The organism is Streptomyces sp. JLSY215 (assembly GCF_059682825.1).
Map to the genome: position 1 here is coordinate 4,119,157 of NZ_CM185022.1, position 25,706 is coordinate 4,144,862.

Consider the following 25,706-nt stretch of genomic DNA (forward strand, 5'->3'; position numbering starts at 1 on the left):
CCGCTTGCGCGGGGCTGTTCCGCTGCGCTTTGCCTGGGCCGACGTGTTCGGCTGGCCCGCCGTGGGGGTTTGCCGCCGTTGCGCCTGCGGCGGGCGGTGCCGCTTGCGCGGGGCTGTTCGGCTGCGGCACCGGGCCTACACGGCTCCGCCGCTACGGCCCGGCACCTCCCCGTTGGGGGTGGGGGAGGACTGGTGGGGGCGTGCGTCGGCGGTCATGCGTGCCTGGTGGGTTGATCATCACAGCTGAGCCTGACGCTCGACGCACACCCCCACCGACCTCTCCCACCCACCCACGGGAGGGGCCACCCCGCAGGACGAAGTCCGGAGGGGTGGCACCGCACCCGACAAACCCACGCCCGCCGCGCAGGCGCAACGGCGACCAACCACCACGGCGGGACGGCCGACAACGTGGGGCCAAAAGCCAAGCGCAGCGGACAGGTCGGGTTACTTGATCTTGGTGCCCGTGGAGCGCAGGTTGGCGCAGGCCTCGGTCACGCGCTTGGCCATACCGGCCTCGGCCAGCTTGCCCCAGCTGCGCGGGTCGTAGGTCTTCTTGTTGCCGACCTCGCCGTCGACCTTCAGCACACCGTCGTAGTTGCGGAACATGTGGTCCGCGACGGGGCGGGTGAAGGCGTACTGGGTGTCGGTGTCCAGGTTCATCTTGACCACGCCGTTCTCCAGCGCGGTGGCGATCTCCTCCTCGGTGGAGCCGGAGCCGCCGTGGAAGACGAAGTCGAACGGGGCGGTCTTGCCGTACTTGGCGCCGACGCCCTGCTGGAGGTCCTTGAGCAGCTCGGGGCGGAGGACGACATTGCCCGGCTTGTAGACGCCGTGGACGTTGCCGAAGGAGGCGGCGAGCAGGTAGCGGCCCTTCTCGCCCAGGCCCAGCGCCTCAGCGGTGCGCAGCGCGTCGTCGACCGTGGTGTAGAGCTCGTCGTTGATCTCGTGGGTGACGCCGTCCTCCTCGCCGCCGGTCGGGGTGATCTCGACCTCAAGGATGATCTTGGCGGCGGTGGCCTTGGCCAGCAGCTCCTGGCCGATGGCCAGGTTGTCCGCGAGGGTCTCGGCCGAACCGTCCCACATGTGCGACTGGAAGAGCGGGTTCAGGCCCTTGGCGACGCGCTCCGCGGAGACGTCCAGGAGCGGGCGGACGTAGCCGTCGAGCTTGTCCTTGGGGCAGTGGTCCGTGTGCAGCGCAACGGTGATGTCGTACTTGGCGGCGACCACGTGCGCGAACTCGGCGAGCGCCACGGCGCCGGTCACCATGTCCTTGTTGTACTGGCCGCCCAGGAACTCCGCACCACCGGTGGAGATCTGGATGATGCCGTCGCTCTCGGCCTCGGCGAAGCCCCGCAGCGCGGCGTGCAGCGTCTGCGTCGAGGTGACGTTGATGGCCGGGTAGGCGAACTTGCCGGCCTTCGCCCGGTCGAGCATCTCGTTGTAGACGTCGGGGGTTGCGATGGGCATCTGTCCGCTCCTTGTGTATGCGGGTGTGCGTTCTTGGCCCTGACCAGGGGGCGAGGACTTCGCCGGGGCCATCTTCCCAGACTCGATGCCTTGCTCCACATCGCCCATCCGGCCGTCATGCGAAAGGGCGGCCGGTTTCACGTGAAACCAACCGCCCCCTGCATACGCTCCAGGTGGGAGCCCCGGCGGGCCGCCCGGACCGCGCTCAGCCCAGGCCGAGGTCGCCGAGCTGGTAGCCGGTGATGTACGGAAGCCCCGCCTCAGCGATGGCAGACGCCGCGCCCCGGTCCACGATCGTTGCCACCGCAACGACCTCGGCGCCCGCCTCGCGCGCCGCCTCGACGGCGGTCAGCGGCGAGCCGCCGGTGGTGGAGGTGTCCTCGACGACCAGCACCCGGCGGCCCTTGATGTCCGGACCCTCGATACGGCGCTGCATACCGTGCGCCTTCTGCGCCTTGCGGACGACGAAGGAGTCCAGCCGGCGGCCGCGCGCGGCGGACGCGTGCAGCATCGAGGTCGCGACCGGGTCGGCGCCGAGCGTCAGCCCGCCGACCGCGTCGTAGTCCAGGTCCGCGGTGATGTCCAGCATCAGCTGACCGACCAGCGGCGCGGCCTCGCCGTCCAGGGTGATCCGGCGCAGGTCGATGTAGTAGTCGGCTTCCTTGCCGGAGGAAAGCGTCACCTTGCCGTGCACCACGGCCTTGTCCTTGATCTGCTGCAGCAGCGCGCCGCGCACGTCGTCACTCATGGCCATGAGCTTAAGACCCCGGGCCCGGAACCCCGGGGTCCGGACCACGGGCTCAGGACAGCGCCCGCCAGCTCCACGTGGTGGAGATCTCCAGCGGATCGATCGGCGTAACCAGGCGCGGCAGCGAATTGAGACCGTTCGGCGGGCCCGACTGCGGCTCCACGCAGACCGCCGCCTCCTGCTCGTCGTAGATCACGACCCACTCGGCACGGCTGGTCACCGTCAGCTGGAGCCGCCCCGGCCAGGTGAGCGTGACGTCCACGCCCTGCGGCATCCCGAAGCAGTCGTCCCACGGCCCCGGCTTCGGCGGGATCCGGCGGCCGGTCGGGAGGTGGTCCGCGCCCCGCTCCTCCTGCCACTCGGCGTCGAAGTCGACGGTGACGTCCGCGCCGCCGTCCCCCAGATTCCGCAGAAACCACGGGTGCCAGCCGGCCTGCGCCGGGAAGGAGTCGCCGATCGTCTCGACGCCCATGGTCAGGGTGAGCGAGGAGCCGTCCTCGGCGAGCTCGACCAGCTGGGTCACCGTCCCCGGGTACGGCCAGGGTGCGGCCGGATCGGTGAGGTCGTAGGTGAAGGCGGCCGCCGTCGCGCCGGCGCGCGCGGTCCGCCAGCGGAGGTTGCGGCCGGTGCCGTGGATGGCATGCGGCGCGGCGTTGACCGGCATCTGATGCAGCTCACCGCCGTTGCGGAAACGGCCGTGGTCGATCCGGCCGCACCACGGAACCATCGGGAAGCTGCCGTACTTGTCGCCCTGCCGCAGCAGCTCCAGGCCGCCGACGCGGAGGCTGCCGAGGCGGCAGCCGTTCTCCGGATGGACCGTCACTTCGGCGTCCCCGGCGGCCAGCCGTACGCCGTCCGACCGCGTCCGCGAGGCGCTCTGCGTGGTGTTGTCGGTACTCACGGCACGACCCTAACGGTGGGCCTGCGCGCGGCGCCGGTGCCCTCGCCGACCGGCCGCGTCCCGGTCACCGCGCTCAGCGGCGACGGCGCAGCACCCGGCCGACGACCACGGCCGAGGCCAGCACCACCGCCGCGGCGGGCGCGGCCCAGCGCAGCGTCGCCGAGGCCGTGTTCACCTCGGGCGGCGGCACCGGCGCATACCGCCCGCGTGGCGGTGCGTGGTCGACCTCTTCGGCGCTGCGCCCGATCATCGTCCGGCGCGCGTGGGCGGCCTCCGCGGGGGCATCGCCCTCGGCATCGCCGTCGTACGCATGGTCCGCGTCGCGCGCGCCGCCGCCGTCGAGCGCGGCATCCACATCGTCGAGATCGTGGACGTCATCGAGGTCATGGATGTCACCGAGGCCGCGCCCGTCGCCATGGGCCGGCGTCGCACCCCCGTCGTCGGCATCGTCCACAACGCTGTCGTCCACATCGCTGTCGTCCACATCGCTGTGGGGATCGAGCGACGGCGGCGGCACCTCGGTCTCGAAGATCCCCTGCCGCGACGGCTCCCCGGACGGCTCCTCGGGCGTCTCTCCGGACGGCTCCTCAGCAGGGGCCGCCACCGGCCGCTGCTCCAGATCCGCCGCCAGGTTCTCCGCGAAGCGGTCGAGGAGGCGGCGGCCCGCGGCCTCGGCGGACCGGTCGGTCGCCTCGGCGAGCCGGCCGTCGCCGCGCAGCTCGCCCGTGCAGACCAGGTTCGTCCCGGGACCGGGCTCGGCGACCGGGACCAGCCGTACGGTCAGCGTCAGCGCGACCGCGCCGTCGCCACGCGACTCCGTGCCCTTCACCTCGAAGACCAGCGCGGCGTCATCGGGGGCGGACCTGCCACCCTCGTCGGCGATCGTCAGCGTGCCGCGATACGTGATGGTGGAGCTGCCGATGCGCAGCCGGAGCCGGCCCTCGGGAATGCGCGGGGCCGCATCGGCGTCGAGCTGGACTCCTGGGACGCAGCGCGCCACGCGCTCCGGCTCGGTGAGTGCCTGCCGCACGGTCCCGACGGGAAACGGAACGTACACCTCATGCTCCATGGCAACTGAGCCTACCCAGCACCCCCCGCACCAGTGCCCGCTGCGTACAACTTTCTGCGCACCCGGGCCGGACGGGCCCGCGGCCCGCCCCCGCGGCGTACCCTGGCGCGCCCTCACTCCTGATAGCGCGGGTGCATCAGCGTGGAGGGCACAACGGAGCGGATCCGGCCCGCGGCCGCCCCCAGCTCGTCGGCCCGCAGCGCCTGGCGGGTGACGGAGACCAGCGGGGGCGCGTCCGGCGCCAGGCCCAGCCGGGGCGGGCGCCGCGCGGCCAGCACAAAGCCCCAGTACCTGACCCGTCCGGACGCCGGCACACCGGCCTCCGGCGCGGGGGACGCCGGGGGCCCGTCCGGCCCGACCAGGCCGACGGCGCGGTCCGGGGCACCGGAGAAGTCGACGAGCCGCCCCGGGACGCGGTACGGGACGGTCGCCAGCCCCACCGAACGCAGCGTCGCGTCCACCGTCCAGTACGACCGCGGCCGCTGCAACGGCGCCCCGGCGTGCACCGCCAGCCGCCCGCCGGGGGCCAGCATCCGCGCGACGAGCCCGTAGAACTCCTGCGAATAGAGCTTGGTGCTGGCCGTGATCCCGGGATCGGGGAGGTCGGTGAGGACCACGTCGTACCGCCGCCCCCGCACCCGGCCGCTCGCCCGGTCCCGCAGCCAGTCGAAGGCGTCCGCCGTCACCGTGTGCACCCGGGGGTCGTTCATCGAGTGGTGGTTGAGGTTCGAGAGACCGGGGTCCGTGCGGGCCAGGTTCAGGACCTCGGGGTCGAGTTCGACGACGGTGACCGAACGGACCGCGCGGTAGCGCAGGATCTCGCGGACCGCCAGGCCGTCGCCGCCGCCGAGGACCAGCACCCGGCCGTGCGGGCCACCCGCCATCGCCGGGTGCACCAGCGCCTCGTGGTAGCGGAACTCGTTGGCCGCGCTGACCCTCAGGCGGCCGTCCAGATACAGCTCCAGCGGCCGGCCGGAACCTTTCCTCCCGCGCCCCGCACCGCCTCCGCCCCCGGCCGTGCCGCCCGTGCCGCCGGTCAGCACCACCTCCTGGACGCCGGTCTGCACCGCGACCCGCACCGCCGCGCCGTACACCGCGCGCCGAGCGGCCCGCTCGAAGGACGAGGTCAGCAGCGCACCCGTGGCCAGCAGCGCGAGCACCAGCACATTGGCCAGGAGCAGCAACCAGCGCGAACGGCCGCTCAGATCGCGGCGGAAGAGCCACAGCACCAGCGCGGCGCCCGCCACCGCATTGACCCCGCCGGTGACCAGCGTGCCGGTCAGCTGGCCCAGGCAGGGCAGCAGCAGAAACGGAAACGCCAGCCCGCCGACGAGCGCGCCCACATAGTCCGCGGCGAAGAGGTCGGCGACCGCGCCGCCCGCGTCCTGGCTGCGCACCCGCTGGATCAGCGTCATCAGCAGCGGCACCTCGGCGCCGATCAGGACGCCGATGGCCAGGGAGAAGCCGACGAGCGCGGAGCGGGACTGGCCGAACCAGGCGAAGCAGGCGTAGAGCGCCATCGCGGAGCCGCCGCCGACCAGCGCGAGCAGCGCCTCGACCGCGCCGAAGCCGACCGCCGCCCGGCCGCGCAGCCGCTTGGCCAGCAGCGCGCCGATGCCCATGGCGAAGACCATGACGGACAGCACGACCGACGCCTGAGTGACGGAGTCACCGACCAAGTACGCGGCCATCGCCACCAGTTCGAGCTCATAGACCAGACCGCAGGCGGCGCAGACGAAGACGACGGCGAGGACGAGCAGCCGGCCGAGCCCGGACGGCACGGGCAGCCGCGCCGGTTCCATGGCCTCCGGCGGCCCGAGGGTGCCGGACATGGCGGGCTCTGGCGGGTCGATCATGAAACGAACGCTACGTGACGGTTCCGTACCCTTTTGTCACCCACACGAGTGCACTCTCCGTTCTACACATGATCCTTGCCGTCCGTGTTGTCGCGCAGCGCACGGGGCGTGCCGCCGGTGCCGTCATGCGCAGGGCATATGTATGCGTCCCGCCCCGAACCCCGGGGCACCGCACCCATGGCAGCCGTGCGCGACGAGGGGCGGCACGCCCCCTGCCGGACCCGCGTCTAGACGGCCGCGACCGCCGCCCGTACGCCCACCCGTGTGCGGGTGGCCACCAGTCGGCCCTCCTGCGGGTACGCGTGCCAGGTCCGCCAGCTCACCTGGCCGTGCCGACGCTGCGCCAGCATCGCGGTGAACGCATGCGGCGAGCCCGGGAACGTGCCCGCCAGGCCGTACGGATGTTCGGCGACCAGGGCGAGCAATTCCTGTGCGCGCCCCGCGAAGGAGCCGCACGACAGCGTCTCCACATGGGCGGCGAATTCGTACTCCCAGTCGCCCAGTCGCTTGGCCACACCGAGCGGCAGCGGCGTACTGCTGCCCGGCATACACGCGACGGTCTCGGAACACGTACCGCGTTCCTCCTCCAGAAGCACCTGATGAGAAGCCCCTAGCAGCCTCAACTGCACCTGAGCGTCGTCGAGTTGAAGGTCCAGCACCGCCAGGGCCGGCAGGGGTTCCCTGCCCAGGGCCCAGGCGAGATCGGAGGCACGGGTATCGGTGTACGCCGTTTTCAGGGTGGTGAGCATGGGTCGGCTCCGCAACACGCAGTGGATGGTGGGCCGGCCCGCCCGAGAAGGATCAGGGATGTACGACTGCCTGCCGGCTCGTGCCCACGTGGGATGCGAGAACTGGGGGATTCTCTTATGAAGAGGGAATCACGGATGGCAGGTCGGCCACAGCCGTTTTACCCATCTTCGATGGGTTTCCATCCCCTAGAGGGCCCCGCAGTTCAGTTGTTCAACAGCCAAGCGCCCGGCGGATGTTGACCATCAGGTCGCGGTCCGCCGGGCGCATATGCGGTCAAGCATGAGCCGTATGCATGTGTGCTGCATGTGTGCTGCATCTACGCAGCTGGGAAGGTGCCTGACGGTCGTTCCGAGGGCGCTCAGGAGCCCCCGCCACCGCCGCAGCCGCCGCCCCCACCGCCACCGCAGCCGCCACCCCCGCAGGAGGAGCCGCCGCCGCAGCCGCCGTGGTGACCACCATGATGGCCGCCGCTCGATCCGCAGCTGCTGCCGCCGCCACCGGCTGCCCACCAGCTGCTGTTCGAGCCCGAGTAGTCGCGGCGCCGCTTGCTGTAGCTCCCCCCGGGCCGGGCCGCCAGGGACACCAGCCCCACGACCACAAAAACGATCACGATGAACACCACGGCACCCATCATCTGCCCCACACTCCTCTCGTTCCCCCGAAGCGAGGCATCGCTCCGTCCGGCGCCCCGTGCGCCGCTGGCCGCCCTCGCCGGCGGCCGTCCATGTCTGTTGTGCGGGACTGATGCCCGGGGCCTTCGAAGCCCAAAGCACAGTTGAGGAAGTCCAGAGGTTCGGCGGAGGATGGCGCGCATGGACCGACCGCTGCTCAATCGCCGCCTCGCCGAATTCGGCACCACGATCTTCGCCGAGATGTCCGCACTCGCCGTACGGACCGGCTCCATCAACCTGGGCCAGGGCTTCCCCGACGCCGACGGCCCGGAGGAAGTCAGAGAGGCAGCGGTCCGCGCGCTGCGCGACGGCCGCGGCAACCAGTACCCGCCCGGCCCCGGCATCCCCGAACTGCGCAACGCCGTCGCCGCCCACCAGCAACGCTTCTACGGCCACCGCGGCCTGTCCTACGACCCCGACACCGAGGTGCTGGTCACCGCGGGCGCGACGGAGGCGATCGCCGCGTCCCTGCTGGCGCTGCTGGAGCCCGGCGACGAGGTCATCGCCCTGGAGCCGTACTACGACTCCTACGCCGCCTGCATCGCCATGGCCGGCGGCCGCCGCGTCCCCGTCACCCTGCGCCCGGACCCGTCAACCGCCTCGTACCACCTGGACCTCGACGAGCTCCGCGACGCCGTCACCGACGACACCCGCCTCATCCTTCTCAACACCCCGCACAACCCCACCGGCACCGTCCTCACCCACGACGAACTCGCCGCCGTCGCCGAACTGGCCGTGGAGCGCGACCTCCTCGTCATCACCGACGAGGTCTACGAGCACCTGGTCTTCGAGGGCGAGCACACCCCCCTCGCGTCGTTCCCCGGCATGCGCGACCGCACGGTCACCATCTCGTCCGCCGGCAAGACCTTCTCCTTCACGGGCTGGAAGGTCGGCTGGGTGACGGCCACCCCGCCGCTGGTGAGCGCCGTCCGCTCGGCGAAGCAGTTCCTCACCTATGTCTCCGCCGGCCCCTTCCAGTACGCCGTCGCCGAGGCCCTCGCCCTCCCTGACAGCTACTACACGGCCCTGCGCGACGACCTCCGCGCCAAGCGCGACATCCTCGCCACCGGCCTCACGGACGCCGGCTTCCAGATCTTCCGCCCCTCCGGCACGTACTTCATCACCACCGACATCCGCCCCCTCGGCGCCGCACTGTCCCACGAGGGCGACGGCTTCGCCTTCTGCCGCGCCCTCCCCGAGCGGGCCGGCGTCGTCGCCATCCCCAACGCCGTCTTCTACGACCACAAGGACCGGGGCGCGCCGTACGTGCGCTTCGCCTTCTGCAAGCAGGAGGAGGTCCTCCGGGAGGCGGCGGAACGGCTGCGGAAGCTCTGAGCGGCGGACGCCGGGCCCTCGACGCGGGCCCCGGAGCACGACGCGGGCCCCGGAGCCGAAGCTCCGGGGCCCGCGCAGCCGGGAAATCGAGGGTGCGGGGCTCAGGCCTCGCCGTCCCCCGGCTTGTCGTCGGAGTCGCCTTCGATCTCGGCTTCGAGGCCGAGCTGCTCGACGAGCCACTTGTCGAATTCGATCGAGGCGCGAACCCAGCTGACCGTGCTCGACACAAAGTGCTCGAGCGAGACACCGGTGCCGATCAGCATCGATGCCTCACCGATCAGACGGACCGTGCCGTCGTCGTGGGTGTGGGTGTAGGCCTTGGGCCACAGCGTCCGGCGGTTCCAGTCGTCGATCGCCTCCAGCAGCTTCGACTTGTCGTCGATGCCGTGGGCGCGGTCGTAGAACGTGCGGACGGAGAAGATCTGCTGCTCCTCCTCGCCGCGGAACATGAAGTACGTGCGGAACTGCTCCCACGGGGCGGCGAGGTCACCCTCCTCGTCGACTACGTACTTCAGCTCCATCTGGTCGAGGAGCTGCTTGACCAGGTCCTGGTCAGGCACGACGGGACCATCAGGCCCCGACGGCTCGGGTTCGGGCTGGCCCCCGAAATTCGGAATCGAGGACGGGTCGATGCTCACCGTGGAATTCCCTTCGTATGGTCCCTGCCATCCTCCCCCACATCCGCCCCGTCCTGGCAACCCCGGACGCGGCGGATGCGGGCAAGGTGTCGGTCAAGCCGCACGGTCGTCCCTGGTCAGGCCGTACCCTGCCGGACCGGCTCCACCGACAGCCGATCACCGTCCACATCGACCCGCACCGTGTCCCCGTCGAGGACCTCGCCCGCCAGGATGGCGCGGGCGAGCTGGTCGCCGATGGCCGTCTGGACCAGGCGCCGCAGGGGGCGGGCGCCGTAGGAGAAGTCCGGCGCCGGGGCGTCGAGGACCGGCTCCTGCCCCAGCCACGCGAGCCAGGTCAGGGCCCGGTCGGTGACGTCCAGGGTGAGGCGGCGGCCCGCCAGACGGCGCTGGAGGTGGTCGAGCTGGATCCGGGCGATGCGCTGGAGCTGGTCGGTGCCCAGGGGGTGGAAGACCACCACGTCGTCGAGGCGGTTGAGGAACTCGGGACGGAAGGACGCCCGGACCGTCTCCAGCACCTTTTCCTTCCGCTGTTCCTCCTTGAGGAGGGGGTCCATGAGGAAGGCGGAGCCGAGGTTGGAGGTGAGGATGAGGATGGTGTTGCGGAAGTCGACCGTCCGGCCCTGGCCGTCCGTGAGGCGGCCGTCGTCGAGGACCTGGAGAAGGACGTCGAAGACCTCGGTGTGGGCCTTTTCGACCTCGTCCAGCAGGATGACGCTGTAGGGGCGGCGGCGGACGGCCTCCGTGAGCTGGCCGCCCTCCTCGTAGCCGACGTAGCCGGGCGGGGCGCCGACCAGGCGGGCGACGGAGTGCTTCTCGCCGTACTCCGACATGTCGATACGGACCATGGCCCGCTCGTCGTCGAAGAGGAAGTCGGCAAGCGCCTTGGCCAGCTCGGTCTTGCCGACGCCGGTCGGGCCGAGGAAGAGGAACGAGCCGGTGGGACGGTCCGGGTCGGCGATACCGGCGCGGCTGCGGCGGACCGCGTCGGAGACCGACCGTACGGCCTCGGCCTGGCCGATCAGCCGCTTGCCGATCTCGTCCTCCATGCGCAGCAGCTTCTGGGTCTCGCCCTCCAGAAGGCGGCCGGCCGGAATGCCCGTCCAGGAGCCGACCACGTCCGCGATGTCGTCCGGGCCGACCTCCTCCTTGACCATGGATTCCTTGCCGCCCGAGGCGCCCTTGGACGCCTCCTGCTCCGCCTCCGCCGCGGCGGCCTCCTCCAGCTCCCTTTCCAGGCTGGGGATTTCGCCGTACAGCAGCTTGGAGGCGGTGTCGAAGTCGCCGTCCCGCTGGGCGCGCTCCGCCTGTCCGCGCAGCTCGTCCAGCTTCTCCTTGAGCTCACCGACGCGGTTGAGCCCCTGCTTCTCCTTCTCCCAGCGGGCGGTCAGCCCCCGCAGCTCCTCCTCCTTGTCGGCGAGGTCCTTGCGGAGCTTCTCCAGACGCTGGACGGAGCCGGCGTCGGTTTCGTTCTTGAGGGCCAGCTCCTCCATGCGCAGCCGGTCCACGGCCCGCTGGAGCTCGTCGATCTCCACGGGCGAGGAGTCGATCTCCATACGGAGCCGGGAGGCGGCCTCGTCGACGAGGTCGATGGCCTTGTCGGGCAGGAAGCGGGAGGTGATGTAGCGGTCGGAGAGGGTGGCCGCGGCGACCAGCGCGGAGTCGGCGATCTGCACCTTGTGATGGGCCTCGTAGCGCCCCTTGAGCCCGCGCAGGATGGCCACCGTGTCCTCGACGGTCGGCTCGGCGACCAGCACCTGCTGGAAGCGGCGCTCCAGCGCCGGGTCCTTCTCGATGCGCTCGCGGTACTCGTCGAGGGTGGTCGCGCCGACCATCCGCAGCTCGCCGCGGGCCAGCATCGGCTTGAGCATGTTGCCCGCGTCCATGGACGAGTCGCCGCCGGCGCCCGCGCCGACGACGGTGTGCAGCTCGTCGATGAAGGTGATGATCTGGCCCTCGCTGGACTTGATCTCCGCCAGGACCGTCTTCAGGCGCTCCTCGAATTCACCGCGGTACTTGGCGCCCGCGACCATCGCGCCCAGGTCGAGCGCGACCAGCCGCTTGTTGCGCAGCGACTCGGGGACGTCGCCCTTGACGATGCGCTGGGCCAGCCCCTCGACGACGGCGGTCTTGCCGACGCCGGGCTCACCGATCAGCACCGGGTTGTTCTTCGTGCGGCGGGACAGCACCTGCACCACACGGCGGATCTCGTGATCGCGGCCGATCACCGGGTCGAGCTTGCCCTCGCGGGCGGCCGCCGTGAAGTCCGTACCGAACTTCTCCAGCGCCTTGTACGTGCCCTCCGGGTCGGCATTGGTCACCCGCTGCCCGCCCCGGCTCGCCTCGAACGCGGCCAGCAGCTTCTTGGCGCCGGCGCCCTGCTGCTCCAGCAGCTCACCGGTGCGGCCGCCCTTGGCGGCGATGCCGATGAGGAGGTGCTCGGTGGAGACGTAGGCGTCACCGAGATCGCGGGCGCGCTGCGTGGCGTCCGCGATGGCGGACAGCAGGTCGCGGTCCGGCTGCGGGGGCGCGACGGTCGAACCCTGGACGCTGGGCAGCCCTGCCAGCTGACGCTCGGCACCGTTGCGCAGCGCGGCGGCATCGGCCTCGACGCTCGCCAGCAGGTCCATGATGTTCTCGTTGTCCTGCCCGGCCAGCAGCGCGAGCAGCAGATGCGCGGACGTCATGTCCGCGTGACCGGCGGTGACCGCCCGCTCATTGGCGGCGGCCAGCGCCTCCCGGCTCTTGTTGGTCAGCTCGGCTTCCACGGCCCGGTGTCCTCCCTGTGTGCTGTTCCGATACGTCTTGCTGGTTCCAACGTGCGATAAGTTGAGTCTATTCCACTCAAGGCTGTATCTCACGCCTACGGGTGAACGAGGGCGAACGCACCTTCGCTGCCGACCACAGCCGGTAACACTGGCCTTCGACCACGAGGAGGTGCAGCATGACGGCTATGGCGCACGAGCCCCTGCACACGCAGGACGACACCCTCCTGGAGGGCTTTCTGGCCCTGGAAACTCCGACCGGCTTCAGGGCCGAGCTCATCGAGGGGGAGATTGTTGTGACACCGCCACCGGACGGCGATCACGAGGACTACCTGAGCACGGTCAACCGGCAGGTGCTACGGGAGTCGGCAACCGACATGGAATGGTCCGGCCACAAGGGACTCGTACTGTCCGCAGCGGACAACCAGCCCGCTGACCACGTGATCCCCGACGCCACCATCGCGCCGCGCGCCCGGCGGATCTTTCGAGGCGCGCCTCCTTGGATGCCCAGCGACGGCGTCGCCATGGTCGTCGAGGCGACATCGACCAGGCCCCGTAACGACCGCGAGGGCAAGAGGCGCGCCTACGCCCGCGCCGGTATTCCGCTCTACCTCCTCGTCGACCGCGACAGGTCCACGGTGACGCTGTTCAGCGAGCCTTCCGCAGAAGACTACGTGGGCAGCACCACAGTTCCCTTCGGCAAACCCGTCCCCCTCCCCGCCCCCTTCTCCTTCGGCCTGGAGACCACCGACTTCCTCTGACTCTCATTTCCGCAACGGCCCGCAAGCCCTGAGGAACGCGGGCCTACCCTTGCCCCCATGGCCCACGACCTCAACGCCCTCACGCCCGAGTACCTCGCCTTCTGGGGCGAGTACCTGATGCCGACCCTGACCACGCTGCGTACGAACGGGACCCCGCATGTCGTCCCGGTGGGCGTCACCTACGACGCCGGGCAGCGGATCGCGCGGATCATCACGCGCAAGGACAGCACCAAGGTCAAGAACATCCTCGCCGCCGGCGCCGCCGGCGCCGCCGTCGCGGTGTGCCAGGTGGACCGCGGCCGCTGGGCGACGCTGGAGGGGATCGCCCGGGTGCGTACGGATGCCGAGTCGGTGGCCGACGCGGTGAGCCGGTACGCCGAGCGGTACCGCCGTACGCCGGAGCCGAACCCCGACCGCGTCATGATCGAGATCGCCGTGACCAGGGCGATGGGGCGGGCCTGAGCCCCATACGGACCCCACACTGCCCTCGTACGGACCCCCGCACGGCCCCCGTACGGACGACCCACGGACACTCCCCGGGACATCCCCCGTCCGGGCCTGGCCGAAAACGGACGCTCCGCGCCCGCCATCTTGTCTTCACCTGGTACCCAGGAGAAGAGAAACGGCAGGCACCGAGCAGGAATGGAACAGTTCCGCACCCAAGCGGACCTTCTCGGCCCTCCTTCGAGCACAAGACGGCAGCTGGAGGCCCGCATGGCGCAGGTGCTGTGCACCGCAACGACCGTTCCCCGGCCTGTTCCCCGCCGCCCGGCAGTCACCCCTCCGCACCCACGCGCGGAACTCTGCCCCCGGTGCGGCGGCCAGCTCGCCATCAACCAGGACGGCTGGAAGATCTGCCACGCCTGCGGCTATGCCTCGCCGCCCGGTACCGCCCCTCCACCCCGGGGCGTCTGCGGGGGTATCGTCGCCCCCACAGTCGCCACGCCCCGGAGGGCACGATGAACCCGGTCCGAGTGACGGCGATCGCCTGCCTGATGCCGCTGTCCGAGCTGGACGAGGATCCGTTCCTGGTCGACGACCGCAGTCAGCACGACATGTGCAAACAGTGGGCGGCAGCCCGTGATTACCGCCTGACCTGCCGGCTCAGCCTGCATCAGCTGCGCGCCGACCACAGTGCGCTGTGGAGCGATGTCGAGGACGGCCTGGTCGATGTGTTCGTGGCGCCCAACCGCCGGGCGCTGGAGAACGCCATCGACGGGGCCGATGAATTCAGCGCGCGCTGCGCTGCGGCGGGCGTACGCCTGGAGATCGCCGACCTCGACGAGCCGGTCTACACCCTGGCGATGAAGTCGCATGTGCACCGGCGGCTGTCGATGCCGACCGCCGGATACAACGGCTGCTGAGGCCCCGTACGGACGACGATCCGCAGGGACCACGATCCGCACGGACGACGAAGGGCCGGGGTGCATCGCACCCCGGCCCTCGTCATGCCTACGGCCAACGGCCCTACTCGGAGCGCTTGTTGGGCCGCCACACCACCAGCGCGCTGGTCTGCTGCACATCCTGATACGGCACCAGATCGCGGCGGTACGAGGCATGCACCGCCGCCTCCCGCTGCTGCATCGCGCTGGCCGCGCCCTCCAGGGCGCCCTGCAGCTCGGCGACCCGCTGCTGAAGGGCCGCGACCTGGTTCTCCAGCTCGATGATGCGCTTGATGCCCGCGAGGTTGATGCCCTCGTCCTGGGACAACTGCTGCACCGTACGGAGGAGTTCGATGTCCCGGGCCGAATAGCGGCGGCCCCGCCCGGCCGTGCGGTCGGGCGAGACCAGCCCCAGCCGGTCGTACTGGCGCAGGGTCTGCGGATGCAGGCCGGAGAGCTGAGCCGCGACGGAGATGACATACACCGGCGACTCTTCGGTCAGTTCATATGGGTTACGACGCTGCCCGCCCCGGCTGTCCATCTCAAGCTCCCTTCGCGGCCTGGAACAGCTCCGCCCGCGGGTCGGATCCCGCGGTCGCCTCGCGATAGTTCTCCAGCGATTCCTTCGCCTTGTCGCTCAGGTCCCCGGGGACCTGTACCTCGATGGTGACCAGCAGATCGCCCCGAGTGCCGTCCTTACGGGCGGCGCCCTTGCCCCGGGCGCGCATGGTGCGTCCGTTGGGGGTGCCGGCCGGCAGCTTCAGCGTGACCGGCGGGCCGCCCAGCGTCGGCACCTTGACCTCGCCGCCCAGCGCGGCTTCCGGGAAGGTGACCGGCACCGTGACGGTGAGGTTGTCGCCCTTGCGGCCGAAGACCGGATGGGCATGGACATGCACGACGACATACAGATCGCCCGCCGGGCCGCCCTGCTCGCCCGGCCCGCCCTTGCCACGCAGCCGGATGCGCTGCCCGTCGGAGACGCCGGCGGGGATGCGTACCTGCATGGTGCGGGCGCTCGTTGCGCGTCCGCTGCCCTTGCAGACCTCGCAGGCGTCCTGGGCGATCAGGCCCCGGCCCTTGCAGTCGGCGCACGGGTCGGTGAGCGAGAAGCCGCCGCCCGCGCCCCGGCTGACCTGGCCGGTGCCGACACAGGTCGGACAGACCCGCGGCGTACCGTTTTTGTCGCCGGTGCCCGCACAGGACTTGCACGGCTCCTTGCTGGACATCCGCAGCGGGACCGTGGCCCCGTCGACCGCCTCGGTGAAGCTCAGCGTCACCTCGGACTCGATGTCCTGTCCGCGCCGGGGCTGCGTACGGGTGCCCGCGCCGCCCCGGTTGAACAGGCCGCCGAAGACGTCCCCGAGGCCGCCGCCGAAGCCGCCGCCACCCTGGCCCCCGCCCTGGGAACCTCCGAAGAGGTCACCCAGGTCGAAGTTGAAGCTGCCACCGCCGGCGCCGGGGCCCGGCCGGAAGCCGCCGTTGCCGAACAGCGCCCGCGCCTCGTCGTACTCCTTGCGGCGCTTGGGGTCGCCTAGGACGTCATTGGCCTCGGAGATCTGCTTGAAGCGCTCCTCGGCCTTGTCGTCGCCCTTGTTGGCGTCCGGGTGGTTCTCGCGGGCGAGCTTCCGGTACGCCTTCTTGATCTCCGCTTCGGTGGCGTCCTTCGGGACGCCGAGGACCTTGTAGTAGTCCTTCTCGACGAAGTCCTTGGTGCTCATCCCCGACGTCCCTCCTTCCGCGCGATTTCCTTGTGTGTCCCCACGTCAGCCCTCTTCCGGGCCACCGCTCTCCTCGTCCGAGGCCTTGGCGCCCTTGGCGTCGTCCTCGGATCCGGACTTGGCGCTCTGCGCACCCGGCTGCGGCTCGGCAACGGCGACCCGCGCGGGGCGGATCGTTCGCTCACCGATGCGATACCCGGGCTGCAGGATCGCCACGCACGTGGTCTCCGTGACATCCGGTGCATACGAATGCATCAGTGCCTCGTGGATCGTCGGGTCGAAGGGCTCGCCCTCCTTGCCGAACTGGGTCAGACCCAGCTTGGCGACCACGGCCTCCAGCGATTCGGCCACCGACTTGAAACCACCGACCAGTTCGCCGTGCTCGCGGGCGCGGCCGATGTCGTCGAGGGTGGGAAGGAGCTCGGACAGGACGTTCGCCGAGGCGATCTCCTTGACCGTGACCCGGTCCCGTTCCACCCGACGGCGGTAGTTCTGGTACTCCGCCTGGAGCCGCTGGAGGTCCGCCGTGCGCTCGTTGAGCGCCGAACGGGCCTGGTCCAGCTGCGCCGTCACGGCCACATCCTGGATGCTTTCGTTGGCGTCCCCGGCCGGGGCCGAGCCCGCCTTGTCGGCGGACCCGGCCTCCTGCGCCGCGTCTTCGGGAGCGGCGTCAGAGGGGACGTCAGGCTTCTCGTCGAAGCCCGGGGTCTCCTCCGTCACGCGGCACCGTCCTTCTTGGGCTTCTCGTCGTCGACGATCTCGGCGTCCACGACGTCGTCGGCGGCCTCGGCCTGCTCACCGGCGGGGGCGCCCTCGGCACCACCGGCGGCCTGCGCGGCCTGGGCGTCGGCGTACATGGCCTGACCCAGCTTCTGCGAGACGGCCGCGACCTTCTCCGTGGCGGTGCGGATCTCGGCCGTGTCCTCGCCCTTGAGCTTCTCCTTCAGCTCGCCGACGGCGGTCTCGACCTCGGTCTTCACCTCACCGGGGACCTTGTCCTCGTTGTCCTTGAGGAACTTCTCGGTCTGGTAGACCAGCTGCTCGCCCTGGTTGCGGGCCTCGGCGGCCTCGCGGCGCTTGTGGTCCTCGTCCGCGTACTGCTCGGCCTCCTGGCGCATCCGGTCGACCTCGTCCTTCGGCAGCGAGGAGCCGCCGGTGACGGTCATCTTCTGCTCCTTGCCCGTGCCCAGGTCCTTGGCGGTCACGTGCATGATGCCGTTGGCGTCGATGTCGAAGGACACCTCGATCTGCGGGACGCCACGCGGGGCCGGCGGCAGACCGGTCAGCTCGAACATCCCGAGCTTCTTGTTGTACGCCGCGATCTCGCGCTCACCCTGGTAGACCTGGATCTGCACGGACGGCTGGTTGTCCTCGGCCGTCGTGAAGATCTCGGACCGCTTGGTCGGGATCGTGGTGTTGCGCTCGATGAGCTTGGTCATGATGCCGCCCTTGGTCTCGATACCGAGGGACAGCGGGGTGACGTCCAGCAGGAGGACGTCCTTGACGTCACCCTTGAGGACACCGGCCTGGAGGGTGGCGCCCATGGCCACGACCTCGTCCGGGTTGACGCCCTTGTTGGCTTCCTTGCCGCCGGTCAGCTCCTTGACGAGCTCGGCGACGGCCGGCATACGGGTCGAGCCGCCGACCAGGACCACGTGGTCGATCTCGGACAGGTTGATACCCGCGTCCTTGATGACGTTGTGGAACGGCGTCTTGCAGCGCTCGAGGAGGTCCGCGGTCAGCTGCTGGAACTGCGCCCGGGTGAGCTTCTCGTCCAGGTGGAGCGGGCCCTCGGCGGAGGCGGTGATGTAGGGCAGGTTGATCGAGGTCTCGGTGGACGAGGACAGCTCGATCTTCGCCTTCTCAGCGGCCTCACGCAGGCGCTGGAGGGCCATCTTGTCCTTGGACAGGTCGACGCCGTGGCCGTTGCTGAACTGCTTGACCAGGTACTCGACGATGCGCTGGTCCCAGTCGTCACCACCGAGGTGGTTGTCACCGTTGGTGGCCTTCACCTCGACGACGCCGTCGCCGATCTCCAGCAGCGAGACGTCGAAGGTGCCGCCACCGAGGTCGAAGACCAGAATGGTCTGGTCTTCCTTCTCGAGGCCGTAGGCCAGGGCGGCCGCCGTCGGCTCGTTGACGATGCGCAGGACGTTCAGGCCCGCGATCTCGCCGGCCTCCTTGGTGGCCTGGCGCTCGGAGTCGTTGAAGTAGGCAGGAACGGTGATGACCGCGTCCGTGACCTTCTCGCCCAGGTACGACTCGGCGTCACGCTTGAGCTTCTGCAGGATGAAGGCGCTCATCTGCTGCGGGTTGAAGCCCTTGCCGTCGATGTCGATCTTCCAGTCGGTGCCCATGTGGCGCTTGACCGACCGGATGGTCCTGTCGACGTTGGTGACCGCCTGGCGCTTGGCCACCTCGCCGACCAGCACCTCGCCGTTCTTGGCGAAGGCGACAACGGACGGCGTGGTCCTGGCGCCCTCGGCGTTGGTGATGACGGTGGGCTCACCGCCTTCGAGAACACTGACGACGGAGTTCGTCGTGCCCAGGTCGATGCCGACCGCACGTGCCATTTCAATTCCTCCAGCTGACTTGAGTGGAACAGGCTCAAGAGTGCAACACCGAGGAAAACCTGTCAACAGAGCTGAGTCGAGTCCGCTCAACTTTTATACGGGCCTTATCCTCACCAGCGCGTATGCAAGGACGTCGGCGCGGCGGAAAGGGTTGCCCGACGCCCGATACGGCACCGAGGGTTGCCTGCGCGACGCAGATCACCGGCTGGGCGGCTTCATGGGGCGGCGGATACTGGGTACTCTCAGCGCAGACCCGAAAAGTTACCGCTTAGTAATCGCAGTAATTCCCAGTAGTTCCCCGCTCTCGCAGGCCCGAGGAGCCATCCATGCAACTCGCCGCGATCATCGTGTCGCTGGTCCTCATCGTGGTGGGCGTCGCACTGTTCGTCCGTGCCATCGCACAGATCTACCGCTATGTGAAGCTCGGCCAGCCCGTGCCCGCCGGCTCCCGGACCAACGACCCCACGCAGCGCACCGTCACCGTGGTCAAGGAATTCCTCGGCCACACCCGCATGAACCGCTGGGGCGTCGTCGGAGTGGCGCACTGGTTCGTGGCGGTGGGCTTCTTCTCACTGCTGCTGACGATCGTCAACGCCATCGGACAGCTCTTCAAGGCCGACTGGATCCTGCCGATCATCGGTGACTGGACGCCGTACAACATCTTCGTCGAGTTCCTCGGCACCATGACGACGCTCGGCATCCTGACCCTGATCGTCATCCGGCAGCTGTCCAAGCCGAACAAGGCGGGCCGCAAGTCCCGCTTCGCCGGCTCCAACTTCCGCCAGGCGTACTTCGTCGAGGCCGTCATCCTCATCGTCGGCGTCTGCATCTTCATGCTGCACGCCCTGGAGGGCGCCCAGCACCACGTGGACGGCTACGAGGGCTCGTTCTTCATCTCGTACCCGGTCGTCTCGTGGCTGGAGGGCATGGACGTCGCGACGCTCCAGAACCTCACGTACTTCTTCGCCGGCCTGAAGATCGCGACGTCCTTCATCTGGATGATCACGGTCGCCCTGAAGACCGACATGGGCGTGGCCTGGCACCGTTTCCTGGCCTTCCCCAACATCTGGTTCAAGCGGGAGTCGGACGGCGATGTGGCGCTCGGCGCGCTGCAGCCGATGACCAGCGAGGGCAAGGCGATCGACTTCGAGGACCCGGGCGAGGACGACCAGTTCGGCGTCTCCCAGGTCGAGCACTTCTCCTGGAAGGGCCTGCTCGACTTCTCCACCTGCACCGAGTGCGGCCGCTGCCAGTCGCAGTGCCCCGCCTGGAACACCGGTAAGCCGCTCTCCCCCAAGCTGCTGATCATGGCGCTGCGCGACCACGCACACGCCAAGGCCCCGTACCTGCTCGCGGGCGGCGGCAAGACCGTGGAGGGCGAGGAGAAGGCGACCGAGGAGCAGCTCAAGGACGTCCCGAAGGCCGCTCTCGAAGAGGCCGAGCGCCCGCTGATCGGCACCCTCGAAGAGAACGGCGTCATCGACCCGGACGTGCTGTGGTCCTGCACCACCTGCGGCGCCTGCGTCGAGCAGTGCCCGGTCGACATCGAGCACATCGACCACATCGTCGACATGCGCCGCTACCAGGTCATGATCGAGTCCAGCTTCCCCAGCGAGGCCGGCACGATGCTGAAGAACCTGGAGAAGAAGGGCAACCCCTGGGGCCTGGCCAAGAAGCAGCGCCTCGCCTGGACCAAGGAGGTCGACTTCGAGATCCCGGTCGTCGGCCAGGACGTCGAGGACCTCACCGAGGTCGAGTACCTGTACTGGGTCGGCTGCGCTGGTGCCCTGGAGGACCGCGCCAAGAAGACCACCAAGGCCTTCGCGGAGCTGCTGCACATCGCGGGCGTGAAGTTCGCGATCATGGGCGGCGACGAGAAGTGCACCGGTGACTCGCCCCGCCGCCTCGGCAACGAGTTCCTCTTCCAGCAGCTCGGCGCGGAGAACGTCGCGACGCTGAACGCCGCCTTCGGCGAGGACGACGAGGACGAGTCGACGAAGAAGCCCAAGTCGTCGAAGAAGATCGTCGCCACCTGCCCGCACTGCTTCAACACCATCGCGAACGAGTACCCCCAGCTGGGCGGCGAGTACGAGGTCATCCACCACACGCAGCTGCTCCAGCACCTCATCGACGAGGGCAAGCTCATCCCCGTCACCCCGGTCGAGGGTCTGATCACGTACCACGACCCCTGCTACCTGGGCCGCCACAACAAGGTCTACACCCCGCCGCGCGAGATCATCGCCAAGGTGCCGGGCCTGCGGAACGAGGAGATGCACCGCCACAAGGAGCGCGGCTTCTGCTGCGGCGCCGGCGGCGCCCGGATGTGGATGGAGGAGCGCATCGGCAAGCGCATCAACAACGAGCGCGTCGATGAGGCCCTCTCCCTCAACCCGGACATCGTCTCCACCGCCTGCCCCTTCTGCCTCGTCATGCTCACCGACTCCGTCAACGGCAAGAAGAACGACGGCAAGGCGAAGGAATCCATCCAGGTCGTCGACGTCGCCCAGCTCCTGCTGGACTCCGTCAAGACCCCGGTCGACCCGACGGGCGACACGGAGTCCGAGGACGCCCCGGAGCCCGAGCCGGTGAAGTAGCACCGCTCGCTCGCCGATACGGCCGGTCCCGCTGCGCGCGGGGCCGGCCGTCGGCATTGCGGGACAGGGAACCCGTCCCGCCCTCCCGGCCTCTTGGCAGGAAGGGCGGGAATGCCGCTCCGCACCATCGGGCACACGGCAGGACACGACACACCCCATGCACACGCACACCCCCCGTCCCCTTCGCGCCCGCCTCCTGGCCACCCGCCTGCCGGCCGCCCTCCTCCTGGCGGCCCTCCTCGCCGGGTGCGGCTCCCCGGCACCGTCGCGCCCGGCCGCCGGCCACCCCTCGCGCCTTCCCTTCGTCGGCGTCCTCACCAGCGACAACGACCACTGGTGCACGGCGAGCGTGGTCGACAGCCCCCGGGGCAATGTGATCGCCACGGCGGCCCACTGCGTGTATTTCCACAAGGAGGACAAGGAGGACGGCTACGAGCCGGGGCTCTTCGACGGCGATCTGCGCTTCGCTCCGCAGTTCTCCGGAGCCGCCCCCGGCCGCTACCCGTACGGGAAGTGGAAGGTCACCGCCATCCACGTCGGCACCCTGTGGAAGGACGACAACGACGACCGGGGCGACTACGCGTTCCTGACCGTCGCCCCCGACAAGGCGGGCCGCAGCCTCCAGGACGTCGTCGGCGCCGCGGCCCCCGACTGGTCCTCGTCCGCGCGCCGCCGGGTCACCGTCATCGGCTACCCCGACGAGGACCACAACCCCCGCAACCGCCCCGTCTCCTGCACCACCCGCACCCGCCGCGACCCCGACGAGCCGTACATGGTCCGCATGACCTGCCCCGGCTTCTGGCCCGGCACCAGCGGCGGCCCCTGGCTCGCCGACCACGGCGGCGCCGCCCGGCCCGGCCGGCTCATCGGCGTACTGAGCGGCGGCGACACCGACCGCGAGTCGGTCGCCGTGCTCTTCGACCGCCGCGCCCGCGCCTTGTACGAGCGGGCCGCACGGGCCTGACGGGGCATCATCTTCAACACGCCCCGGCCGACGGGCACTTCCTCACCCGCCGCCCCTTCGCACCCACCGGAATCCGGTTGCCCCCGGCCCGCCCCGCCCCAACCATGACCCCATGGACGCCGCCCCCGTACCTCCCGCCCCGCCCCTCCGCATCCGCCCCGCCGCCCCCACCGACGCCCCCGGCATCGCCGCCCTCCACCAGGCCTCGCGCCGCGCCACGATGCCCTACCTCCCGCCCCAGCAGCGCTCCCACGACGAAGTCACCCGCTGGATCCGGGAGATCGTGCTGCCGCAGTGCCGCACCGTGGTCGCGGCCCGCGGCCCGGAGCTGCTCGGCTACGCCGCCGTACAGGGCGACCTCCTCGACCAGCTCTACCTCCGCCCGGACGTCCGCCGCGGCGGCATCGGCACGCTCCTCCTCGCCGAAGCCCAGCGGCTGAGCCCCACGGGCCTGACCCTCCACGTCTTCCGGCTCAACACCGATGCCCGCGCCTTCTACGCCCACCACGGCTTCCAGGTCATCGCCACCGACGACGGCAGCGGCAACATGGAAAACCTCCCGGAACTGACCCTCAGATGGACGCCCACCCCGCCCTTTCCTCCGGGATCCCCCTGACCGTTCCCCTAGGGGATGTCACAGCTCGGCAGCAAACCCCCGCCCACTCTCCGTGGTCGGCCACCGAATCCCCACGGACCAGGTACTTTCGAAGGCGTGGCTGGATTCAGGATGGGTCGCGGACGGGATCCCCGCTCCGCGCAGGACGGGCAGCAGCAGGCGCAGCAGGGGCAGCAGGCTCCGTACGGGCAGCAAGGGCCGTACGGGCAGCAGCCCCCGCCTCCGCACGGGCAGTGGCAGGCGCCGCCGCAGCAGTACGGCGGCGGCCCTCAGGGGCGGCCCCAGGGCGGCGGCGAGCCCGAGTACTTCGGCGACGGCGGCTACGACCCGCAGCAGTCGGCACATGCGCCGTACTCCCAGGACAACAACCCGGGCAGCACCCGCCAGTTCAGCATCGGCGAGGCCGCGGACTACGGCTCCGACGGATACGGCCCCTACCCCGACCAGTACGACAACGGCCCCGGCCACGGCCCCGACGGCCAGTACGCCGACGGCGGCACGTACCGCTCCGGCCAGAACGCCGCGCCGCCGGCCGGCCCCCGGCTGCACTGGAAGCAGCTGCTGTCCGGCATCGTGCTGCGTCCCACGCCCACGTTCTGGCAGATGCGGGACCACACGGTGTGGGGCCCGGCGCTGACCGTCACCTTCGTCTACGGCCTGCTCGCGGTCTTCGGCTTCGACAAGGCCCGCGAGGATGTGCTCAACGCCACCCTCTCCCAGAGCATCCCCTGGGTGCTGATCACGGCCGCGATGTTCATCATCGGCAGCCTGATCCTGGGCACGGTCACGCACACCCTGGCCCGCCAGCTCGGTGGCGACGGCGCCTGGGCGCCGACCATCGGCCTGACCATGCTGATCATGACGATCACGGACGCACCCCGTCTGCTCTTCGCCATGTTCCTCGGCGGCGACAGCGGCCTCGTCCAGGTCCTGGGCTGGCTGACCTGGCTCGCGACCGGCTTCCTGCTCACCACCATGGTCAGCAAGTCGCACGACCTGCCCTGGCCCAAGGCGCTCGGCGCCTCCGCCATCCAGCTGGTCGCGCTGCTGGCCCTGCTGAAGCTCGGCACGCTCTGACCGTCCCCCGGCCGCATACCGCCGAAGGGCCCCGCCACACCTCGTGTGGCGGGGCCCTTCGCGTCTCCGGACGCCTGCGGGACCTCAGGCGAAGTTCTGCCCGGCGGAGCCGTCACACTTCTGCAGCCGGAGCGGCTCCTTCGCCCCGGCCAGCGTCAGACACAGCGAGCCCGCCGCGGCCGGCCGGATCACCCCGCCGCCGGCCTGTACGAACTGCTGGTTGGCCGCCCCCGAGCAGTTCCACAGCACCAGCGCGGCCCCCGGCTCGTACTTCCCGCCGGGCACGTCCAGGCACCGGTCCTGGGTCAGCCCCACGTGCACGGACCGGCGGGCGGCGTCCGGGTCGTACCACCAGTTCTGGTTCCGCTGCCCGTTGCAGTCCCAGCCGGTGACCGCCGTCCCATTACGGCTCGATGCGCCGGTGGCGTCCACACAGCTGCCCGTTCCGGCATTCTTCAGCGGCCAGTACGCGTCGTCCCAGGCCCCCGGGTACAGCTTGGGCTGCCCGGTGCTCGCCGGATCGGCGCACGACGCCTCCCGCAGCCCCGACGCCGCGTACAGCTGCGTCAGACACGAGGCGAACGCGCCGTGCCCGCGGACATTGGGATGGAACGACTGCCGCACCGAATTCGCGTCCGGCGGGAAGGGATTGGAGACATTGACGTACAGCCCCCGGGCCCAGGCGTCCTCCATGCACACCTCGTGCCCGTGGAAGAGCCGCGAGGCATCGAGGTAGAGCGCCCCGGTGTCCCGCGCGGCCTTTCTCGTTCCCGCCTCGAATGCGGGCACCGCGGCATTACGCCCCCACCCGGCATCCGAGGTGTATCCCGTACAGCCGCCCGGGATCTTCCCGGGGAATTGCGGATTGTCCTCGACATCCGGGCCGATCGGGCTCGGATACGACATCACCACGAGCTTGTAGTCGCCGTCCGCGTATCCCGCGTCGCGCATCACGGTCCGCAGATCGTTCACCGTCTGCTCGACCTTCGGCACCAGTCCGTCGACCCGCGCCTGCCACCCCGGCTGGTATTTCGGCTCGCAGGTCCCCTGCAGCAGGAACCAGCGCTCGACGCAGTCCGTCATCACCGGCCCGAACTGCAGATCATCATTGGCCCCGGCGACCAGCAGCACCATCTTCAGCCGTGTATTGCGCGCCTTGATCGCCAGATTGTCGCTCTGCACCAGCTCATCCGGATACTGCTTGCTGCCGCCGATCCGGATATTCCCGCTGTACGCCCCCGAGCAGGCGACGTTATAGGTCACATCCGCCGCGATGCCCGTCCGGTGAATCGCGGAATCCGGCGACCGGTGACACCAATTGCCGGGCCCGTCGGTACCCGGCTCGTACGTCCCGACGCCCTCCCCCGAGATCTCGCTGTCGCCCAGCGAGATCAGCGAGGTCTTCCGCTCCCCGACCGGCCGCTCCGCCGGGTCGCCGTACAGCTTGGTGGCCTCCGCGGCCCGGATCTTCTCCAACTCGGGCGGCAGCGGCTTCCCGGCCACGGTGGCCGAATGGCCCGCCGGCCCGACGGGCGCCGCCGTGGCCCCACCGGTCCCGCCCACCACCAGGCCGACCGCACCCACCGCCGCCCACAGGGCCGGCCATCCGGACCTGCCCGCCCACCTCGCCCGTCTTGGCGGTCTCTCCCGTACCGGCCTACGCGCCGATCCCGGTGAACCCGACCGTCCCAACCATCCCGCACGCACCATTGGGCCTCCCCTCCGGTCTGCTGTTACCGCCGGTTTCTACTCGGAGGTAGTCACCGGTGGAACACCCGGAACGGTATTGGCCGAAAGCCGCGCAAGCGGTCACAGCGACGGGCA

The 25,706-nt window shown here is 70.2% G+C and carries 22 protein-coding genes; 8 read left to right on the forward strand and 14 right to left on the reverse strand.

The window, feature by feature from the left end:
- Nucleotides 1–444: 444 nt before the first annotated feature.
- From fbaA to AC5677_RS18410, 7 genes are all read right to left on the reverse strand, one after another.
- Entirely contained in the window at nt 445–1,467 is a 1,023-nt protein-coding gene (gene fbaA, locus AC5677_RS18380; protein ID WP_497196092.1) for a class II fructose-bisphosphate aldolase, read from the reverse strand.
- Between the two features lie 205 nt (nt 1,468–1,672).
- The gene (gene pyrE, locus AC5677_RS18385; protein WP_403500391.1) at nt 1,673–2,215 is read right to left on the reverse strand and encodes an orotate phosphoribosyltransferase; all 543 of its coding nucleotides are present in this window, start codon (nt 2,213–2,215) and stop codon (nt 1,673–1,675) included.
- Nucleotides 2,216–2,267: 52 nt separating this feature from the next.
- On the reverse strand, nt 2,268–3,116 hold the full coding sequence (locus tag AC5677_RS18390; RefSeq protein ID WP_497196093.1) for an aldose epimerase family protein: 849 nt from the start codon (nt 3,114–3,116) through the stop codon (nt 2,268–2,270).
- A gap of 73 nt (nt 3,117–3,189) precedes the next feature.
- Nucleotides 3,190–4,185, reverse strand: a complete 996-nt coding sequence (locus AC5677_RS18395; protein ID WP_497196094.1) for an SRPBCC family protein — start codon at nt 4,183–4,185, stop codon at nt 3,190–3,192.
- A gap of 113 nt (nt 4,186–4,298) precedes the next feature.
- Nucleotides 4,299–6,041, reverse strand: coding sequence for a polyamine aminopropyltransferase (locus tag AC5677_RS18400; RefSeq protein ID WP_497196095.1), 1,743 nt, complete (start codon nt 6,039–6,041; stop codon nt 4,299–4,301).
- A 227-nt stretch (nt 6,042–6,268) separates the two neighbouring features.
- Nucleotides 6,269–6,790 carry a DUF2617 family protein gene (locus AC5677_RS18405; protein WP_497196096.1) on the reverse strand — a complete coding sequence of 174 codons (522 nt, stop codon included), beginning with the start codon at nt 6,788–6,790 and terminating at the stop codon, nt 6,269–6,271.
- A gap of 359 nt (nt 6,791–7,149) precedes the next feature.
- Nucleotides 7,150–7,425 (reverse strand): hypothetical protein, encoded by a 276-nt coding sequence (locus AC5677_RS18410; RefSeq protein ID WP_497196097.1) that lies wholly within the window; start codon nt 7,423–7,425, stop codon nt 7,150–7,152.
- A 178-nt stretch (nt 7,426–7,603) separates the two neighbouring features.
- On the opposite strand from AC5677_RS18410, the gene AC5677_RS18415 reads away from it, so the two are divergent.
- Nucleotides 7,604–8,797, forward strand: a complete 1,194-nt coding sequence (locus AC5677_RS18415) for a pyridoxal phosphate-dependent aminotransferase (protein ID WP_497196098.1) — start codon at nt 7,604–7,606, stop codon at nt 8,795–8,797.
- 101 nt (nt 8,798–8,898) lie between these two features.
- Here AC5677_RS18415 and AC5677_RS18420 read toward each other — a convergent pair whose 3' ends face one another.
- Nucleotides 8,899–9,435: a YbjN domain-containing protein gene (locus AC5677_RS18420; RefSeq protein ID WP_497196099.1), complete on the reverse strand. Its 537-nt coding sequence runs from the start codon at nt 9,433–9,435 to the stop codon at nt 8,899–8,901.
- 116 nt (nt 9,436–9,551) lie between these two features.
- Nucleotides 9,552–12,200 carry an ATP-dependent chaperone ClpB gene (gene clpB / locus AC5677_RS18425; RefSeq protein ID WP_497196100.1) on the reverse strand — a complete coding sequence of 883 codons (2,649 nt, stop codon included), beginning with the start codon at nt 12,198–12,200 and terminating at the stop codon, nt 9,552–9,554.
- Between the two features lie 176 nt (nt 12,201–12,376).
- On the opposite strand from clpB, the gene AC5677_RS18430 reads away from it, so the two are divergent.
- From AC5677_RS18430 to AC5677_RS18440, 3 genes are all read left to right on the forward strand, one after another.
- Nucleotides 12,377–12,958: a Uma2 family endonuclease gene (locus AC5677_RS18430; RefSeq protein ID WP_497196101.1), complete on the forward strand. Its 582-nt coding sequence runs from the start codon at nt 12,377–12,379 to the stop codon at nt 12,956–12,958.
- Nucleotides 12,959–13,015: 57 nt separating this feature from the next.
- The gene (locus tag AC5677_RS18435; protein WP_497196102.1) at nt 13,016–13,420 is read left to right on the forward strand and encodes a pyridoxamine 5'-phosphate oxidase family protein; all 405 of its coding nucleotides are present in this window, start codon (nt 13,016–13,018) and stop codon (nt 13,418–13,420) included.
- Nucleotides 13,421–13,917: 497 nt separating this feature from the next.
- Complete coding sequence (locus AC5677_RS18440) at nt 13,918–14,322, forward strand: hypothetical protein (protein ID WP_497196103.1); 405 nt, start codon at nt 13,918–13,920, stop codon at nt 14,320–14,322.
- Between the two features lie 103 nt (nt 14,323–14,425).
- Here the strand turns inward: AC5677_RS18440 and AC5677_RS18445 are convergent, their stop codons facing one another.
- The 4 genes from AC5677_RS18445 to dnaK are packed head-to-tail and all read right to left on the reverse strand — an operon-like array spanning nt 14,426 to nt 18,631.
- A complete protein-coding gene (locus AC5677_RS18445; RefSeq protein WP_403500357.1) occupies nt 14,426–14,881 on the reverse strand; it encodes a heat shock protein transcriptional repressor HspR in 456 nt (151 codons plus the stop codon).
- A 1-nt stretch (nt 14,882) separates the two neighbouring features.
- The gene (gene dnaJ, locus AC5677_RS18450; RefSeq protein ID WP_497196104.1) at nt 14,883–16,058 is read right to left on the reverse strand and encodes a molecular chaperone DnaJ; all 1,176 of its coding nucleotides are present in this window, start codon (nt 16,056–16,058) and stop codon (nt 14,883–14,885) included.
- A gap of 45 nt (nt 16,059–16,103) precedes the next feature.
- Nucleotides 16,104–16,778 (reverse strand): nucleotide exchange factor GrpE, encoded by a 675-nt coding sequence (gene grpE / locus AC5677_RS18455; RefSeq protein ID WP_497196105.1) that lies wholly within the window; start codon nt 16,776–16,778, stop codon nt 16,104–16,106.
- Nucleotides 16,775–18,631, reverse strand: coding sequence for a molecular chaperone DnaK (dnaK, locus tag AC5677_RS18460; RefSeq protein WP_497196106.1), 1,857 nt, complete (start codon nt 18,629–18,631; stop codon nt 16,775–16,777). Before dnaK ends, grpE begins: the two co-directional genes overlap by 4 nt.
- A gap of 326 nt (nt 18,632–18,957) precedes the next feature.
- On the opposite strand from dnaK, the gene AC5677_RS18465 reads away from it, so the two are divergent.
- The 4 genes from AC5677_RS18465 to AC5677_RS18480 all read left to right on the forward strand — a co-directional run bounded on the left by AC5677_RS18465 (nt 18,958) and on the right by AC5677_RS18480 (nt 23,882).
- On the forward strand, nt 18,958–21,225 hold the full coding sequence (locus AC5677_RS18465; protein WP_497196107.1) for a (Fe-S)-binding protein: 2,268 nt from the start codon (nt 18,958–18,960) through the stop codon (nt 21,223–21,225).
- Between the two features lie 157 nt (nt 21,226–21,382).
- Nucleotides 21,383–22,189, forward strand: coding sequence for a trypsin-like serine peptidase (locus AC5677_RS18470; RefSeq protein ID WP_497196108.1), 807 nt, complete (start codon nt 21,383–21,385; stop codon nt 22,187–22,189).
- Nucleotides 22,190–22,301: 112 nt separating this feature from the next.
- A complete protein-coding gene (locus AC5677_RS18475) occupies nt 22,302–22,805 on the forward strand; it encodes a GNAT family N-acetyltransferase (RefSeq protein ID WP_497196109.1) in 504 nt (167 codons plus the stop codon).
- Between the two features lie 111 nt (nt 22,806–22,916).
- Entirely contained in the window at nt 22,917–23,882 is a 966-nt protein-coding gene (locus tag AC5677_RS18480; RefSeq protein ID WP_497196672.1) for a Yip1 family protein, read from the forward strand.
- Between the two features lie 84 nt (nt 23,883–23,966).
- Here the strand turns inward: AC5677_RS18480 and AC5677_RS18485 are convergent, their stop codons facing one another.
- Nucleotides 23,967–25,592: a ricin-type beta-trefoil lectin domain protein gene (locus AC5677_RS18485; protein ID WP_497196110.1), complete on the reverse strand. Its 1,626-nt coding sequence runs from the start codon at nt 25,590–25,592 to the stop codon at nt 23,967–23,969.
- Nucleotides 25,593–25,706 lie beyond the last annotated feature (114 nt).

Excerpts from the sequence above, each read along its gene's own strand:
- fbaA (WP_497196092.1), bottom strand. The coding sequence starts at position 1,467 with ATGCCCATCGCAACCCCCGACGTCTACAACGAGATGCTCGACCGGGCG.
- AC5677_RS18475 (WP_497196109.1), top strand. The coding sequence starts at position 22,302 with ATGGACGCCGCCCCCGTACCTCCCGCCCCGCCCCTCCGCATCCGCCCC.
- AC5677_RS18395 (WP_497196094.1), bottom strand. The coding sequence starts at position 4,185 with ATGGAGCATGAGGTGTACGTTCCGTTTCCCGTCGGGACCGTGCGGCAG.
- dnaJ (WP_497196104.1), bottom strand. The coding sequence starts at position 16,058 with ATGAGCACCAAGGACTTCGTCGAGAAGGACTACTACAAGGTCCTCGGC.
- dnaK (WP_497196106.1), bottom strand. The coding sequence starts at position 18,631 with ATGGCACGTGCGGTCGGCATCGACCTGGGCACGACGAACTCCGTCGTC.
- AC5677_RS18415 (WP_497196098.1), top strand. The coding sequence starts at position 7,604 with ATGGACCGACCGCTGCTCAATCGCCGCCTCGCCGAATTCGGCACCACG.
- AC5677_RS18465 (WP_497196107.1), top strand. The coding sequence starts at position 18,958 with ATGCAACTCGCCGCGATCATCGTGTCGCTGGTCCTCATCGTGGTGGGC.
- AC5677_RS18435 (WP_497196102.1), top strand. The coding sequence starts at position 13,016 with ATGGCCCACGACCTCAACGCCCTCACGCCCGAGTACCTCGCCTTCTGG.
- AC5677_RS18470 (WP_497196108.1), top strand. The coding sequence starts at position 21,383 with ATGCACACGCACACCCCCCGTCCCCTTCGCGCCCGCCTCCTGGCCACC.
- pyrE (WP_403500391.1), bottom strand. The coding sequence starts at position 2,215 with ATGAGTGACGACGTGCGCGGCGCGCTGCTGCAGCAGATCAAGGACAAG.
- AC5677_RS18480 (WP_497196672.1), top strand. The coding sequence starts at position 22,917 with ATGGGTCGCGGACGGGATCCCCGCTCCGCGCAGGACGGGCAGCAGCAG.
- AC5677_RS18410 (WP_497196097.1), bottom strand. The coding sequence starts at position 7,425 with ATGATGGGTGCCGTGGTGTTCATCGTGATCGTTTTTGTGGTCGTGGGG.
- AC5677_RS18430 (WP_497196101.1), top strand. The coding sequence starts at position 12,377 with ATGACGGCTATGGCGCACGAGCCCCTGCACACGCAGGACGACACCCTC.
- AC5677_RS18445 (WP_403500357.1), bottom strand. The coding sequence starts at position 14,881 with ATGGACAGCCGGGGCGGGCAGCGTCGTAACCCATATGAACTGACCGAA.
- AC5677_RS18400 (WP_497196095.1), bottom strand. The coding sequence starts at position 6,041 with ATGATCGACCCGCCAGAGCCCGCCATGTCCGGCACCCTCGGGCCGCCG.
- AC5677_RS18485 (WP_497196110.1), bottom strand. The coding sequence starts at position 25,592 with ATGGTGCGTGCGGGATGGTTGGGACGGTCGGGTTCACCGGGATCGGCG.
- AC5677_RS18440 (WP_497196103.1), top strand. The coding sequence starts at position 13,918 with ATGAACCCGGTCCGAGTGACGGCGATCGCCTGCCTGATGCCGCTGTCC.
- AC5677_RS18405 (WP_497196096.1), bottom strand. The coding sequence starts at position 6,790 with ATGCTCACCACCCTGAAAACGGCGTACACCGATACCCGTGCCTCCGAT.